Origin of the sequence: Flavitalea sp. (genome assembly GCF_035489435.1) — a bacterium.
Classification (GTDB): domain Bacteria; phylum Bacteroidota; class Bacteroidia; order Chitinophagales; family Chitinophagaceae; genus DATHKG01.
The window spans coordinates 1-15,743 of record NZ_DATHKG010000086.1 but is presented as its reverse complement, the minus strand read 5'-3'; the positions used below and the strand labels follow the sequence as shown (position 1 = coordinate 15,743).

General features: G+C 37.5%; 18 protein-coding genes and 1 tRNA gene. 10 read left to right on the top strand and 9 right to left on the bottom strand.

Translation table 11 applies throughout. The features are described from left to right. The first annotated feature begins 44 nt into the window (after nt 1–44). Nucleotides 45–539, top strand: a complete 495-nt coding sequence (locus VK664_RS12875) for an SRPBCC family protein (RefSeq protein ID WP_461399073.1) — start codon at nt 45–47, stop codon at nt 537–539. A 60-nt stretch (nt 540–599) separates the two neighbouring features. Here the strand turns inward: VK664_RS12875 and VK664_RS12870 are convergent, their stop codons facing one another. Then, complete coding sequence (locus VK664_RS12870) at nt 600–1,250, bottom strand: tetratricopeptide repeat protein (RefSeq protein ID WP_461399072.1); 651 nt, start codon at nt 1,248–1,250, stop codon at nt 600–602. Between the two features lie 245 nt (nt 1,251–1,495). Between VK664_RS12870 and VK664_RS12865 the strand changes: the two genes are divergently transcribed. From VK664_RS12865 to VK664_RS12855, 3 genes are all read left to right on the top strand, one after another. Further along, nucleotides 1,496–1,567: transfer RNA gene (locus VK664_RS12865), tRNA-Arg, on the top strand. A 701-nt stretch (nt 1,568–2,268) separates the two neighbouring features. After that, nucleotides 2,269–2,472 carry a type II toxin-antitoxin system HicA family toxin gene (locus VK664_RS12860; RefSeq protein ID WP_461399094.1) on the top strand — a complete coding sequence of 68 codons (204 nt, stop codon included), beginning with the start codon at nt 2,269–2,271 and terminating at the stop codon, nt 2,470–2,472. 43 nt (nt 2,473–2,515) lie between these two features. Continuing rightward, nucleotides 2,516–2,926, top strand: coding sequence for a hypothetical protein (locus VK664_RS12855; RefSeq protein ID WP_461399071.1), 411 nt, complete (start codon nt 2,516–2,518; stop codon nt 2,924–2,926). A 107-nt stretch (nt 2,927–3,033) separates the two neighbouring features. Here VK664_RS12855 and VK664_RS12850 read toward each other — a convergent pair whose 3' ends face one another. Continuing rightward, nucleotides 3,034–3,243, bottom strand: a complete 210-nt coding sequence (locus tag VK664_RS12850; RefSeq protein ID WP_461399070.1) for a hypothetical protein — start codon at nt 3,241–3,243, stop codon at nt 3,034–3,036. Nucleotides 3,244–3,520: 277 nt separating this feature from the next. On the opposite strand from VK664_RS12850, the gene VK664_RS12845 reads away from it, so the two are divergent. Then, nucleotides 3,521–4,840 (top strand): DNA methyltransferase, encoded by a 1,320-nt coding sequence (locus VK664_RS12845; RefSeq protein WP_461399069.1) that lies wholly within the window; start codon nt 3,521–3,523, stop codon nt 4,838–4,840. Nucleotides 4,841–4,844: 4 nt separating this feature from the next. After that, nucleotides 4,845–5,639 (top strand): hypothetical protein, encoded by a 795-nt coding sequence (locus VK664_RS12840; RefSeq protein ID WP_461399068.1) that lies wholly within the window; start codon nt 4,845–4,847, stop codon nt 5,637–5,639. 76 nt (nt 5,640–5,715) lie between these two features. On the opposite strand, the gene VK664_RS12835 is transcribed toward VK664_RS12840, so the two are convergent. Beyond that, a complete protein-coding gene (locus VK664_RS12835) occupies nt 5,716–6,078 on the bottom strand; it encodes a hypothetical protein (protein ID WP_461399067.1) in 363 nt (120 codons plus the stop codon). 246 nt (nt 6,079–6,324) lie between these two features. Between VK664_RS12835 and VK664_RS12830 the strand changes: the two genes are divergently transcribed. Both VK664_RS12830 and VK664_RS12825 read left to right on the top strand, forming a co-directional pair. Continuing rightward, entirely contained in the window at nt 6,325–6,942 is a 618-nt protein-coding gene (locus VK664_RS12830; protein WP_461399066.1) for a hypothetical protein, read from the top strand. Nucleotides 6,943–6,962: 20 nt separating this feature from the next. After that, nucleotides 6,963–7,184, top strand: coding sequence for a hypothetical protein (locus VK664_RS12825; protein ID WP_461399065.1), 222 nt, complete (start codon nt 6,963–6,965; stop codon nt 7,182–7,184). 452 nt (nt 7,185–7,636) lie between these two features. Here VK664_RS12825 and VK664_RS12820 read toward each other — a convergent pair whose 3' ends face one another. Then, the gene (locus VK664_RS12820; protein WP_461399064.1) at nt 7,637–8,248 is read right to left on the bottom strand and encodes a recombinase family protein; all 612 of its coding nucleotides are present in this window, start codon (nt 8,246–8,248) and stop codon (nt 7,637–7,639) included. 259 nt (nt 8,249–8,507) lie between these two features. Here VK664_RS12820 and VK664_RS12815 point away from each other — a divergent pair, with 259 nt between their 5' ends. Continuing rightward, nucleotides 8,508–9,182 carry a hypothetical protein gene (locus tag VK664_RS12815; protein ID WP_461399063.1) on the top strand — a complete coding sequence of 225 codons (675 nt, stop codon included), beginning with the start codon at nt 8,508–8,510 and terminating at the stop codon, nt 9,180–9,182. 94 nt (nt 9,183–9,276) lie between these two features. Then, the gene (locus VK664_RS12810; protein WP_461399062.1) at nt 9,277–10,275 is read left to right on the top strand and encodes a hypothetical protein; all 999 of its coding nucleotides are present in this window, start codon (nt 9,277–9,279) and stop codon (nt 10,273–10,275) included. Between the two features lie 288 nt (nt 10,276–10,563). Here VK664_RS12810 and VK664_RS12805 read toward each other — a convergent pair whose 3' ends face one another. The 5 genes from VK664_RS12805 to VK664_RS12785 all read right to left on the bottom strand — a co-directional run bounded on the left by VK664_RS12805 (nt 10,564) and on the right by VK664_RS12785 (nt 15,088). Beyond that, on the bottom strand, nt 10,564–10,818 hold the full coding sequence (locus tag VK664_RS12805; protein WP_461399061.1) for a hypothetical protein: 255 nt from the start codon (nt 10,816–10,818) through the stop codon (nt 10,564–10,566). A 32-nt stretch (nt 10,819–10,850) separates the two neighbouring features. After that, nucleotides 10,851–11,000: a hypothetical protein gene (locus tag VK664_RS12800; RefSeq protein WP_461399060.1), complete on the bottom strand. Its 150-nt coding sequence runs from the start codon at nt 10,998–11,000 to the stop codon at nt 10,851–10,853. A gap of 358 nt (nt 11,001–11,358) precedes the next feature. Beyond that, nucleotides 11,359–11,736, bottom strand: coding sequence for a hypothetical protein (locus VK664_RS12795; protein ID WP_461399059.1), 378 nt, complete (start codon nt 11,734–11,736; stop codon nt 11,359–11,361). Between the two features lie 52 nt (nt 11,737–11,788). Next, nucleotides 11,789–12,646 (bottom strand): hypothetical protein, encoded by an 858-nt coding sequence (locus tag VK664_RS12790; protein ID WP_461399058.1) that lies wholly within the window; start codon nt 12,644–12,646, stop codon nt 11,789–11,791. Between the two features lie 3 nt (nt 12,647–12,649). Beyond that, a complete protein-coding gene (locus VK664_RS12785; protein WP_461399057.1) occupies nt 12,650–15,088 on the bottom strand; it encodes a M15 family metallopeptidase in 2,439 nt (812 codons plus the stop codon). Nucleotides 15,089–15,743 lie beyond the last annotated feature (655 nt).

Sequence of the window (15,743 nt, the reverse complement as noted above, 5' to 3'; positions counted from 1 at the left end):
AACCTTGTGATGGTTGTAGTGACGATGTTCAATACATCATCATTATGGCTGTATATTCCTTAAAAAGTGTTCAACGTATTCCCGTACCTGTCAAAGAAATCTGGGATTTTTTTGCGAGTCCCCAGAATCTCCCGGTTCTAACTCCGGCATATTTGGGTTTTAAAGTGATTTCAAAATACCAGGGGGATAAAATTTACCAGGGGCAGATTATCGAATATAAGGTGAGTCCTTTATTTGGGATACCGTTATACTGGATGACTGAAATCACGCATGTTGATCCGTTGAAATATTTTGTGGATGAGCAAAGACACGGTCCATATAACATGTGGCATCATCAGCATCATTTCAAACCAATAGATGGCGGTGTTGAAATGACGGATATAGTGCACTACAAAAATCCTTTATGGATATTCGGCGATCTTGCCAATGTACTGGTCGTAAAAAAGAAATTGAAGGACATTTTTTCCTTCCGTTTTAATTCAGTTGCTCAACGGTTCGGCAAATGGCCGGGGGAACAGATGGTGCTGGAGTTTAGATAAGTCTTGCAGAGGCCAAAGCCCAGGCCGCTACAAAAACCCAGGTACATTCCCGCTACGTAATTATCCCGGAATTCTTGTAATGTATTTTTCGATGTCTTTCAGCTGTTTTACGATTTCAGGAGTGGTTGGCTTAAGTGCCTTTGCCTTACGGAAGAAGTCTTTGGCAGCACGGAATTCGCGTTTATTCATCATGAGTGAGCACATCTGGAGATAAGCAGCAGCTTCGTTTTCCTTATCAGGCAAACCTTTCCTGATCGCCTGGCGGATATAACTTTCAGCCTGTTTGAAATCATTTTTCTGCATATTCAGCATACCCATCTGGAGAAAACTGGCACCTTCCGCTTCTTTCATCGGGATACCCAGATCGATTCCTTTTTTCATGTTCAGCTCTGCACCGACAAAATCCTGTTTCATCATCGCCACGTTGCCTCTCAGGGTATAGTAAACAGAACGGATAGGTTTATAAAGCAGGTTAGGGAATTTGATTGAATTCATCACTTTTTCAGCTCCTTCCATATCACCGGCTTCCATATATTCCTGGATCACACGGAGTGGTCCGAAGAAAAAATGTCCGGCTATCAGAATTATGCCGACCAGGTAAGCAGGAAATGCCGGCCAAAAACTGCCAAACACATTGGCGATAATGCCTATAACTATCAACAGGATACCAATCTGGAGCCTGTAACGAATCAAAATATTATAAAATTTCATATCTGGTATTGAGGGACGCAAAGATATGAAATCGCTGACAGCTAAAACAGCCGATTGGATTGAACAAGTGAAAAATTCATGATAAATTACCCGGTGACAACAAGTGGAAGATTACTATTTCACGTTAAAGAAACATTAGTTTGAAGGAAAAACGCGAAAAACGGTGGAAAGCTTTATTTTTGCCGCCCTGTCGGGGATTTATGTTCTTTTTCCCTTACAGTTTATAAGTAATAAAGATTCAGCCAGGTCCCGTAGTTCAATGGATAGAATAGAAGTTTCCTAAACTTTAGATACAGGTTCGATTCCTGTCGGGACCACTAGATTTTTGATAATCGGTTGTTGTATAATCGTTTATGATCTACATTTTCGTTTGGGTAAAACATTGGTAAAACATATACCAATTCAGTTAAATCTTTGATAGAAATTTTATTTGTTCATAAATAAGCTTTGAACAATTACGCCTCAAAGGTTTAGAGGATATATTGGAAGTTATCCTGATCCGCAGAATGAATCCATCAAATAAATTTGGAAATTAGACTAGATGCCTTACATTTATAAAAATGAGACAGGCCGAAGCCTGCCCCACTTTCGCCTTAGATTAGTATTCTTACATTCCCCAATGCATTAACTAACTCTAGGCACTCTTTAAAAAGGAAAGCTATAGGTAATAGCTTTGCTAGAAACCGGGAAATTCGTTTTCCGGTTTTTCTGTGTCTGAACCATTTTGCCATAATGAAACCTCCTTTGTTGTGGAGTCTCCATGACAGCTGTTTGGAGGACAGAAGCAATCTACCTTTAATGATTTGAAAAAAAAATTATACGTTCGTAATACTTTTTCACATTTTGTTTATTGTAATGTCTGTTCCTATTATATGTAACTAATAGCCACTTAATTAAGAGTAAAATCGAATATTCGATTAGTAGAAACCCTTAGTTAAAATTCTTAAGATATTGCCTGAAGTCATTTTTTAGCATTTATTATCAAAAAAGATATAAATAAATTTAGGTATAAGTAGCAATTTCGCTACTTTTAATCGATGATAGCAAACAACTGATCAAGCAAGTGAAAGCAATTGGTTGCGTATTCGATAGGCAGAACGGAAGTCATAAGATATTTGTTCATCCTAAGAAGTTGAATCACCTTTCAATCCCTGATCATGGAACCAAAGATTTAGGAAAAGGATTGCTGCATGATCTACTGAAACAGGCGGGGCTTAAATAGCCTCCCTGTTTTCTTTAAACTCTAAAAATTTAAACTAAGTACAATGAAACTAGAAATGATCATCGAAAAAGCAGGTGGAAAAGACTTCTCTGGTAGGATAGTGAATAAGGGACACTTTATGCCCAACACGATAGCTCCAGACATTGATACCATCATTAAAAACATTAAAGATCTTATTGAGGATTATCAGCAGCATGGAGGGGATAAAGATCCTTTCTGGAAAAGAGTAAAAACGGATGAGTTGGATTTCACCTTTAGGTATGATATGCAGTCATTCTTTATGAAGCATGATTATCTGAACATAACCAATGTTGCCAAGCTTGCCGGATTGAATCCAGGGCTAGTTAGACAGTATGCGTCAGGTGTGAAACATCCACGTAAGCCTCAAGCTGATAAGATAGCCAAAACTGTTAGGGGGCTGGCCAAGCAGCTTGAGAAAGTAGAGTTAGTTTAAATTGATCCAGAATAGAGCATGAACCAGCCGGAACTCCTGGTTTTTTTTGTCTCATTGGTTAGTAATATCAGAATGAAGCCTCTTGTTAACTGTGCAAAATGGTACAATCAGTTTATCTGCACCATTTTTCGCATCAACACAGAGTTACCAGGTAAGGTTAAATCAAGTGATATTTCTTCAGCTTCCAAGTCATACTCCAATTCCTGCTCAGGTGTCAATCCTGCCACACCTCTGGCTATTTCTTCAGAGTCTGCTTGAACAATGAGGGAATAATAGGTTTCTTGAGTGAACCAGGTGACATGGTACAGTTCCTGCATGGGATTGCTTTTTTGTTTAAACGTTATGCTAATAGTTAATACTAAAATGAAGCTAATACCTCTTTCCAGTCTTGGTATGTGGATTACACTTTTGTAATATCAAAATTTTATGCTATAAAGTTGTATCTGAAGATGAAATAGCTTTTTCTTCTTAGCCTTAGGTTTGGCAAATAATCCAAGCTGACAGCTAGTATTTTTGATATATAACAACAATAAGCCAAAAAAAATGTGCTGGAAATCTCGCTAGAAAAAATAGATTTGCCAAAAAGGAACATTAGTGGATACAATCGAAGCGGGACCGGTAGTTAAAAATTCAGTAAAAAATAAATTAGATAATGCCGACAGACGATTTCATGATTGGTACAGATTTGTTCTTTCCTACCCGCCTCACTTGGTGAGGCATTACATTGAAGAATTTCAATTAACATCGAACGATTTGCTTTTAGATCCTTTTTGTGGAACAGGAACTACTTTGGTTGAAGCAAAGCTCAATAATATTCCATCGATAGGGGTTGAGGCTAATCCAATGGTGCATTTTGCTAGCGAAGTGAAAACAAGCTGGGATGTCAACCCAAAAAGATTGGAAGAAACCTATAAAATTGTTTTAAAAAAAGCCGCAGCGAAACTTAGACGTCAAAAAATCTCTGATGTAATTTCTGAAGGCAATGGTGAAGCTTTAAACCTTAGCCGTTTCACTGAGGAACAGGAAAAAATCTTGCTTAAGGATTCTATAAGCCCCCTTCCCTTACACAAATGCCTAGTTTTACGGGGGGAAATTTCAAAATATGCAAATACTAAATATCATAAGTATCTTCTTCTAGCTTTAGCGAATTCAACAGTTTTCAAATTCAGCAACCTTAAATTTGGTCCCGAGGTCGGTATAGGCAAAATAAAAAAAGACGCTGAAGTCCTCTCTAGTTGGGAAAGTGAGATGGTGAAAATTATTGATGATCTCAAATCTAAATCTAAAGAGGCTACATTGACCAAATCCAAAGTGATCTTAGGAGATGCCCGCAATCTTAAATCATGTTTGCGGGGGAAACGAATTTCAGCAGTAATAACTTCTCCTCCATATCCGAACGAAAAAGATTATTCAAGAACGACAAGATTAGAGTCAGTACTACTTGGTTTTGTCAAGAATAAAGTGGAGCTACAAGCTCTCAAACGTACTCTTGTAAGATCAAATACTAGAAGTGTTTACAAAGGTGACACAGATGGTCAGTATATCCAAGGCTTCACCACTATCCAGGATATTGCGAATCAAATAGAGCAAACTAGAATAGAAATGGGGAAAACATCGGGCTTTGAGCGATTATATCACACTGTCACTCGTTTGTATTTTGGAGGAATGGCTAAACACTTGCTTGACTTGCAGTCAATTCTAAGGCCTAACGCAATGCTTGCTTATGTTGTCGGTGATCAGGCTTCTTATCTTCAAGTAATGATTAGGACGGGCAATTTGATTGCAGAGATTGCGGAATCATTAGGGTATGAAGTTGTCAGGATTGACCTATTCCGGACAAGATTTTCGACAGCTACAAAAAGTGATTTAAATGAAGAGGTTGTCATTCTAAGATGGCCTGGCCTACAAATTTGATAAAATGAAAAAGACAGCTAATACATATTCCCAACTTATTGAAGCTATTTTCTTTGATTACTATAAAAAAGGGATTACAGAAATTCCATTTGAGCGTGAAGAATTAGTTGCAAAGGCGAACCACTTAGAAATTAAGTTACCAAAAAATCTTGGTGACGTACTGTATTCATTTCGTTATCGTTATGCTCTCCCTAAAAAGATTGTGGATACAGCACCGGCATCCAAAGAATGGGTGATAAAAAACACTGGTCGCTCCCAATACAAATTTGTTTTGATTAAGGAAATTGCTATCGTACCAAGCTCTATTTTGTCTGAAACAAAAGTGCTTAATGCTACACCTGGCATTATTGCAAGATATGCTATGAGTGATGAGCAAGCATTACTTGCGAAAATAAGATATAACAGGTTAGTAGACATTTTCACTGGATATACTTGCTATTCACTCCAAAATCATTTTCGAACAACTGTTTCTTCGATAGGGCAAATTGAAACCGATGAGGTATATGTTGGTATCGACAAAAGAGGTGTCCACTATGTGATACCGGTTCAGGCCAAAGGAGGGAATGATAAATTAGGAGTAGTTCAGATTGAACAGGATTTTGAAATGGCGAAAGAGAAATTTGCTACCCTTATATGCAAACCAATCGCTGCTCAATTCATGAAAGATGGTAAAATAGCATTGTTCGAATTTGAAATGCAGGGTGGAGAAATTACTGTTGCGTCAGAAAAGCATTACAGGCTGGTTGAGCCACACGAATTATCCGACGACGAACTTGATCAATATAAAACCAGACTATAACCAAGTCCATAGCTGACAACCACGACACCTCTCCAAATGCAGTCCAGAAATTAAAGTTTCGATCATGGTAATAAGCCTATGGTAATTTAACCAATTCATAAATTTCCCAACCCTCCGCTGATTTTGCCGACACTTCGATCTTCCCTGCAGATTTCATCCGCGATAATGTATTGCTTATTAAACTCTTTATTTCAAACTTTGACTTTCCAGAAATAACCGCGTATTGATCCGCAAGTTGCTCTGATGAGGCTCCGCTGGGTGCATCTTTTAAGAATTGAGTAATAAATTCTGATGCTAGTGGCTTCTTTTGAGAAGAAATCACGGTGTCCAAAATCATGTCAGGGAGCACTTCTTTGATGTGCTGGAGTCTTTCAATTTCAAGATTGAGTTGAGCAATTTTGGAATCTATTAGATCCGTGTCAATGGTGATTTTCGGCATAGTTGAATAATTTAACTTTCAAAAATGCAGATTGAGATTGGAAAAAAGAAATTACCTTTTTCCCTATTGACGGTAATGGAAGTGTCCAATTTTATTCTTATAAGGAAAGCGAACTCCCTTCAGCTCGTAAAACAGTAATGTGAATACAACTTTAATTAGTTACCACAACTATGCTAAGTTGCAATTAAATGTCTTCGGAGTGGGGTATTGGGCGAAGCACTTACTTATTTTATTTATATTCGGAACATGAAAGCGAGCAAAGCCATATCCATATTGAAACGCCAGATCAGTAACCTGGCAACACAAACCAACTACGGTGATCCAACATGGATTATACAGACACGATCTTTGATCGAAGAAATCTTCGGCAAAGGCTCAAGGGAAGAAATATATATTCATGAATTTAACTACCTCGATTTCCATGTAGGAAATCATCAATGGGATGGAAATTTTGTAAAGAACAAAGCGCAAGCGGTCAAATTCCTCGAAAACTGCATACAGACCATTGAGGATAAAGGGGTACATCGTAAGCCGGCCTTCCATGGCTTGTCGGGTAAAGAAATAGGAACGGTGGCCACCATCATTGTCGCAGTACTGGGGGGTGTCTCTTGGCTAAGCTATAACACCGGCGTAAACAACCAAACCAAGGAAGCATACGCTACGGAAGTGCGAAACGGAACTTTGATACGTGACAGTGCGACTCTTGCTGAACGCATTAAGACATTGGAAAAGGAAGTAATCAAGCTGAGTTCCAGATTAAGCATATCCGGTTCAAATGGCTTTGTTTCACCTAACTTTAACCCCAATAGCCTCGACACGGCCATGCTTAACAAAATAGGCGACGGCTCCAAGATTACTAAATAATTTAGTATTACTTTCGCGGCATGGCTGACCGCATCCCGATAGATTTCGAATACAAAGGAAAAGATTACCATGGTGAATTCATGCCGGTACAAGGCAGCGGCAATCCGAGCGCGTTTCAACTGATCATCAATAATTATTATATCGGCAACTTGCGTTACTCAGATGGCTGGGTGTTCGATGGTCATGAGATGAATGAGATGGCTGAGGAATTTGGTGCTTATATAACGGCGTGGTATCAATGACCTCCCTTGTTATCTGTTCAGTTTAAGGTCATATTTTCTTTAATGCGGTGTTAAGAACTTAATGACAGAAAAAAAGCCATCATGAAATATGATAGCTTAAAAATCATTAATTTAGCAGAATCTACTCATCGGGAAGAAAAGCGACATGAACAAGAGGTCCAAACTCCGATTTCCGCTGAATTGTCTTACCGAATCTTGACCCCCACTCCAATGGGGGTTTTGTTTTACAAATGATTCAGATTTGTTTTACAAATGTAAAGCAAAATGTGTTGCGATACGTACCATTCCTTTGCTTTTTTATGCTTTTCCACACAAATAAACACTTTTCAACGATCCTGCTTCCGGGTGCGGTGGATTATCGATAGAGGCACGTGAGGGCACCTTTTTATTACCGGTGCAAAGGCCGACCAAGAGTACAAGCCAGACAATAATAACTAACAATCCAACTTAGTTTATTTTGAAACAACTAACCCTAACTTCTTAATCTTTGTGATGGTGTTCAAATGAAGATCCGTCAGCTTTGCTACTTCCACAGCCTTGTATCCTTTCTTTAGGTAGGCTAAAGCTTCCTTGTTACGTTTTTTAGACAAGAAAACAAGTGCATCCTCAGTTGATCCCGAAACCCTTCCTTTGTAACTACCCTTGAGCTTTGCAATCTTGATGCCTTCCAATTGCCTTTCCTTTATTTGGGAGCGTTCCATTTCCCCAACAACCCCCAGGATACTAATCATCATTTTTGAAATAGCGTTTTCCTTACCATTCTTGTCCAGGGTGGTCAATCCCTGAGAGATGAAACTAATGCTGATTTTCTTTTCAGTGAAAAAGTGGATGGTATTTATAATATCTCTAAGATCTCTCCCCAGGCGGTCAATTGTCCAAACAGTCAATGTAGTTAATGCTCCTTTGTTGATCAGTTTCAGAATTTCCTTTCCCCCTTCTCTTTCAAAAAATGGAACCGCACCGGAACACTTATCTTCAACAACTACACTAAAATCAGCTTCGTTCACTTTTTGTCTGTCTGTCTTTTGATCCAGGGTGGAAACTCGGCAATAGAGTGCGTTCATGATTCACAATTTTAGGTTAGGTGGCTTTAAATCCTAAAAATAGGAACTATGTGTGAGTAAACGAAATATTATAATACAAATTGATGAATTTATTTTTCACATTTTGGGGTACACCCTAAAATTGAACAAAGCCGGCCAATCAAAACGCAATGACACATTGCAGTTCCGTTTTTAGTTCGCTTATTTGAACATTAAACGTATATCCCTACCTGTAAGAATATTTTTTGCATATAAGTAATTAACATAATTTCAAAAATATATGGATCAAACGACTGTTCAGCTTTTACCATCAATTTTGGTCATCATGGGTTTAGGGTCAGTTGTTTTTACGATATGGAGCTGGTGGTCAATTAGGAAACATATAGAGGCGTTTAAAAGTTCCTTTAAGTTCAGCAGCGGACTTACTGATGAGAAATATTTCGAATTAAAAAGCAAACAGGAATATATTGTAGCAATTACAACTATTATCGGTGCTGTTATTGCCTTTTTGGGATACCAAAGTATCAGCGATTTTAAGACTGAGTTTAACAAAGATCTAATTGCTGAAACTACAAGACTAACTAAATTGCACAGCGGTACCGAAGCTGCATTCGGAAGGTTGGCCAGCCTTGAGAAGAAAATCCAAGCTATATATCAAAAGAACATAATCCAACAAAATATTTTTATTGTTGAAAAAGTTAATGTAAATAAATTGAATGTAGTTAACAACATTGCAAGAATTGATTTCAATACTCTCACTACAATCTCAGGTGAAAAACTTCCCAGATTTAAGACTCCTCCAAGTATCTTAATCGCATCAAGATCATATTTGTGGCCATTGGTAAGTGACATTACAGTCAATTCATTTACAATTAACATTTCAAGCGCTGTAGCAGATGAGCATGGAAATATCTCTGATATTATCATAGATATCTGGATAAGCCAAAAGCCCTAGTATAGAGGCTTCTAGTTGGAAAATATGCATGTTGTTTTTAATTTTAATATTCATTCCAACTCTAGCACTTAAAAAACAAAACTCTCTAATTGGCATGGCACTTTATGAAATCTTAAGTCTGGATAATATCCGTATCGAATCTGATGCTGAAAACTATAATTACAATAGCTTTATCCTGTCTCAAGATGATAAAGTCATTCACACTTTTTTTTTCAAAAACACCTTTGCGAGTGAAATAGGTACCAATGTCACGCAGCGACTGTATAAGTATCCATTTTTTTATAGGTCGATGAAAGATTTCTCTATTCTTCATCTGGAAGGTATCCATAAGTATGCTGTCAATTCTACCCAGTTCATTACCATATTTTGCTTTTCGCTTTGGTTTATCAAGGATAATTCTGTAAGCCTGTTTATATCTGTCACAGGTACAGAAACCAAATGCTATACCGTTCAATCCTCTCAAGTTTATACTAGTAGCTTTGGCTTAACTGGAGATACAAGATTTTCACTGGATGAGATCAATAGAGCAATTGAAATTAGCGATAGACTTAACTTATTGACAACCACCCAGCACCACTTTGGTTATCAGGAAATACCCGCTCGACTTAATAGTTCAAACATATCACCAGATTACTTTTTAGATTATAACAGCACCGATAGAATTTCCAGGGCCATTCAATTTTTAACATTGGCAAGAACTCAACCTCACTTGCATACCAAAATTTCACTATATGTTCCTATTTATGAATGCTTATTTTCAGGTGACGAAAGCAGTGAAGTTTCGCATAAGGTGAGTGAGAGAGCGGCTTTTTATTTAGGAGATAACGTGACTGAGAGAACCAGCATTTATGATCTTCTTAAATCCACGTACAACCTTCGTTCAAGATATCTACATGGACAAACATTAGATACAAAAAAAAGCAAGAAATATGACACTTTAGATAAGCTTCGGAAGTTATCAACAGATATTGACTCTTTAACTAGAAGACTGATGACCAAAGTCATAATGCAAGATTCAGAAATATTCCTACAGGAGGACGATAAGCTGAATAAACATTTCAAGGATCTAATTTTCTCCTGGAAAAACAGCTAAAGCCATGGGGCTATAAAAGATTCTGTTCAGAAACATATGAAATTCAAAAAACCGCTCACAGTCTCCCATGGCGGTTTAAGTTCAAGATTTGATTGTTAGCGAACTTTCCAGGGTGTTGGAAAGCGGATCTCAAGGATAGCTGCTATAATCAGGGATGACCTCTTCGACATTTTGCGTTTGGAAATCAGGTAGAAGAGGCTGTCTGAACTCATCAATTTATATTTGGATATTAACATGGCATTTTTCATGAAATTTATTTGCTGAGTTGATAAATACAAAACCATCGTCTTAAGCTGCTTTTGTCATTTTCTGTGTTGCCACCGCATCAGCCTGCATATATAACATAGTTATTACTTTGATTGTATTATCTGCCAGCGAACCATCTTCACCATTAACATATTGCACTAAAATATCACTCATGGCATCTTTGATTTCCTGAAGAGAATTAATTTGCTCTCCAGAAGTGGTGCCTGGGATAAATTGGAAGTTCAAACCATGTTGTGTGAATTCCTGCTTTTTTGGGGTTGGTTTACTTTTTTGCATAAAATCGATTTTAAATTATTGGTTAATGAATGTTAAACGGTTTTTGAATACACTTTGCTCAGGGAAATAACTTTCGCCTGCCTTACTGTAGATCCTGGAAACAATTTTGACGGAGCAGAATCAGTCATTTTGATAACCTTGGCAATTTGTGTGCGGAGTTTTTTTGCGGTGGTTTGTTTCATTTTTTTCGATTTATTTCATCGAAGATAACCGGGTATGTTCATATATCCAACTTATTTATAGCTATTTACGCATTAAGTATTAGTAATATTTATTAATAATATTACTAGGCAATTATTACTAATGCACGAATTTTGTGCGTATTTTAATAACTAAGTTGGCGTAGAAAAAAAGTAAAATATTTTCAGAAATATTTTTTTTACTTACCCCTTTTGCAAGATTATATCCATCATTCTCAATCTGAAATACGTTCCGGAGGGTCTGTATACAGAACCTCAATAGCAGAAATTGCCTTTTCCAATAATGGGTCACCTGCACCACTTTTCCGCAAGATCGAGCAGTTTGATTTCGATTACCTTTTCAGGAATTGATAAAAGATTCAATTATCTGTTGCAAAATCTGGTACTCAACCGCGCTTAACAATTTCCTGTTTTCTCCGTCTGGAATGGAATCAAGTGACCTATGAACAGGTTTAATTTTGTGATTATTTATTACTTCCGGAATGGTACTCACTAAAAATGAAACAGCCTCAAAAACAGTAGCAGCTACATCATTAATGTAAATAAGATCCGAAACCATCATCTGAATTGGGAGTTGATCCGGATATTTGACAGCAAAACCATATTCTTTACCTTGAATGGAGTAGATGCGTGGACGCATTAGGGGCAGGTAACGCACATGTTCATCTACCTGGATTGTTATCTCTTTTGGAGTACTGGTAAACCTGATAATAGCCATTAATTGAGGTTAAGAGCGATCTGTAAAGCGATGGTTGGATGTTTAAGCAATCCTATTTATCTATAAAAGCGATTTTTGAAAGTAGCGACTCAGTTCTTTGTTTAAATATCAGTACCTGAGCTTTGTTCAGGATTGGCATTTGGCCTAGGGCTGTAGTAACAGTAATATTGCTTAACTCCTGGATTAGATCATCTAAAAATGCTTTAACCTTATTTCCTAAAAGAAATGCTTCCTCTCCTTCATTGATTGACAGCTTCTTTGTGTAGATTTCATGGTTATCTGAAGAGAATTTATTGGTATCACTTTCCTGCTCAAAAGTTGAGAAATCAGCCTCATCATCTTCATTCAATGTGGTTATAGTTAACTTCTGATATTGTTCAATACTTGTATTACCTGATGCTGTTATATTTACGTCACCGGCAGTTCTAACATTAAAACGCCCGGAACTATCATCACTATGCACATTTACATTAACCTCTCCGCCAGTATCAGATGAAACACCTAAAGACAAGTATGACTTTTCTGAAGATCCGGCAATATCAACTATCTTGTTTTGGAACTTTCTTTTGAATCTAAATGAATTCTCCTCCAGCTCACCTACATCATCAGGTTTATTGTAAACACCTACTATAATTGGCACTTTTTGAACAGGATCAATCAAAAAAGAAACTGCACTGCCAAATTCATTAACGGTATTGGGAAATGTAATAAAATTAATAGTGGATTGATCAATAGGAACACGGTTGGTATATCCATTAACCCCAGAAACTATTGAAACTGTGCCAGTTTTATAGCAATGATCAATATACTTAGCTCTATCTATGTCTTTTGGAATAACGATATATGCTATTCCAGCTGAATACATTTCAGCTTCATCGTGAGCAATACTTATATTATTAAAGTTTTCCATGAATTATTTTTTTATTTTATTTTTTATTCCAATTACCTCAACCTCAGACAATAGTTGCCCTCCCTGTTCCTGAATGCTTCTGCTTGTTACATTTTTATAAGTAGGATCAAATTGCAATTTTTTAAGAAAGAAATTAAAGCTGAATTTATTCACTTTGTATTTGGAGAAAACAGCATTTCTATCAATTGTCTTTTCAACCTTGGTTATATATTCCGGTTCTTTTTTTTCTACCCTGGTTATTGGAGTTCCTTCAATCTCAAAATGCACCCGATCCACGTAGTTGCCAAACGAGCCGCTACCCCCTGCCCATTTAATTCCCATTGATTTAGCTAGGGCGGGAACACCGGACTTCACCCAGGACTCATAGGAGCTGTTTTTACGCAACCTTTCTTTAGTAATATCATTTGTCAGGTTTATATCGATAGCAGCCCCTTGCTCATGCCTGCTTGTCCCAGGCTCAGCATTGTTGATGTTTCCTCCAACACCGTATTTTAATAACCACTGTTCATGATGAGACCGGAAAGTATCAGTGATGATCACCCGATATCCAAGCTTATTAATCTCATTGACAAACCTTATAAAGGTGTTTCTATTTTCAGGATGGCTCTTATATCTTTCCAAATAATATATTCCTGTATTTCCAGATTGATTTACATAACGTTTTTCTACCAAGGTGCTTTCAATGGGTTTGGATCGTACTGCCACCTTTTTGCTGGTTTGAATCTCATTAAAAACCAGGTCTGTGTTAACTATGTTGAAATAACTGACCCACCTAGGTTCATCATTCTCATTCTTTAGGTAGATCCCGTAAATCAGTTGCTCAATCATGCCCCTGCTCACATGAATTGTTGTGGTAGCATCTATGGATTGATCATTAATAGCAAAACTGTGGGTTACATGGTCAATAAAGAAGATCTCTCCTGTAGGTTTGTATCTGATCACATTGCCAATTTTCAACCTACGATCCATACTAAGTCTTATCTGGCCTTTCCTGGTGAATGATAGGTATTGGCTGGTTTCCACAACGTATTTGAGGTCTTCGAGAGCTTGTCTTTCACACAGATCTAAGGCATTTCCAGGGTTAGGATTGCCAGTATAAGGCAAATAGGTGTGGCTCTTTTGCATTGGCCTATTACCCCAAATGTCGGCATACTCAGGAAGGTATATAGCTGGTAAGTAGGATAGAGAGTAATTCTGTGCATCCCCAATCAATGCCCCTTTTGAATAAAAATGATACCATGAATAAACTTCTGTATCATCAAAGGTTAATTGCTCATCAAAAACATCTTCGGAATTGATATCAATAATGGCAGGAGCTGTAGTTACAGTTCCATCTTCACTATTTATTTTACCTTCAATGAGAGATATTAGTGCCTTCTGATCATGTGGCGGCTTTCTGACAATCAAATGATATTGATCACCATATGTGTCTGCATAATATTCTACCAGAGGCATTTGGCAGACAGCATTAATAAAATTTATTAGTGAGCCGTTTGCCATACTCATTGAACTGTCGGCAACTCTTCTCTGGGAAACTGACTTATCAATAACTAACTTAACAATTTGCCAGATGCCGGATGCAAGCTCTTCAGTATGGATTTTTCTGTAATCTGAGTTTTCAATTGCCTTGTCCTTGTGGTTTGTTACATTGTACCGTTTATTTCTCCTATCTCCGTAACTGCTGAATAATTCATCAGGAACTATTTTAATAACAGCTAATTGCTGCATGATGAATTTTAGTACATGTTCAATGGAGGTGTGCATATACAGTCCTATAAAGGACATTCCATTATCTGCAAACAGCCTGTTTATCAGAGGGCTTTTGATAGTAGATTGTCCAGCAAATTTTAGAATCCCCTGGCTGTTTTCAAGTGCCTGGAAAAAAACACCGTCGTCCAAGAAAAGCTTGGAAAGATCCCTACCATTTATTTGAATATTAACGTCATTGGATGCTGCACTGACTACCTGAGTAGATGAATCAATTAATCCAATCATATCATAGATCCTGCCTGCTATGTTCTTTTTGTTTACATAGAACTCATCCTGATCAGTGTAACGTTGTTCTTTTTCCATATCCAGGGTTTCAAACCGGATCAATACCAGGTCATTGGTGCCGATCATGTTTTGGAATAAGAACTGAGACCTATTTAAAACCTCATCCACATTCCTTCCATTATTATTTAACTGATATAAAGATGTTTGGGCAACATATTCATTACTGCTTGGGAATTGTGTGATTGTACTTTTTCTTAATGACCATTTATTATCCCCATCCAGCACACATTCCAGAGCTGGTAGAACGATTTGAAAGTTTCCACCATTCTTACCAACATTGGTGCTGATTCGTTCAATGAATGGACTGAGGTCAAAAAATTCACCTTTCAATTCATCATCTTCTTGATTCCTTGGGCTTAGAGATCTGCACCATATCCAGACAGTCAAATCCGGATAAACAGTTTTGCTGATTCCTGTACTTAGTTTACCATTGATAGGTGTATTCACCGCTACATAACCAAGATCTGCCTCAAGTGCTGCTAACTGAGCTGCTTTAAATGCTGGTTCATCTGTTGACACAACCTCAATACCTTCGGTGAGAAATGCCTGGGTATTAATTTGATCTGCTTCAATGTACAACGTTGTTCCAGTCTTCAATGGTAAGATATCAGCTGGTGAACCTTTTAGTCTTTTATCAGCATGACGGATATAAGTATTTTCAATTCGCTGTCTGTTGGATTTACCATCCTCACCAACTATGTTAAGAAAGTATTCCTCTGCACCTAGATATGCATTAGCAGGAGATGTAGGTTGACGGACATATTCACCGACTGTTTCAATTTCAGGGGATGTATGCGTTACAGAAAGCTTTGAATGAATTTTAGGGGGCATATGATAATTTAGAGCCAATACAGGCTATTAAGCGATTCTTTTTTGCAATGAACATAATATAGGGAGGTAAGTGTGATTGGCAATTAACAATACACAGAAATCGGCAACTACGCGTACACAGTTTCGGAAAATAGCAATACTCAATTTCGGCAAACAGCAGTGCACAACTTCGGCAAATAACAATGCACAGTTTCGGAAAATAGTGGTGCAC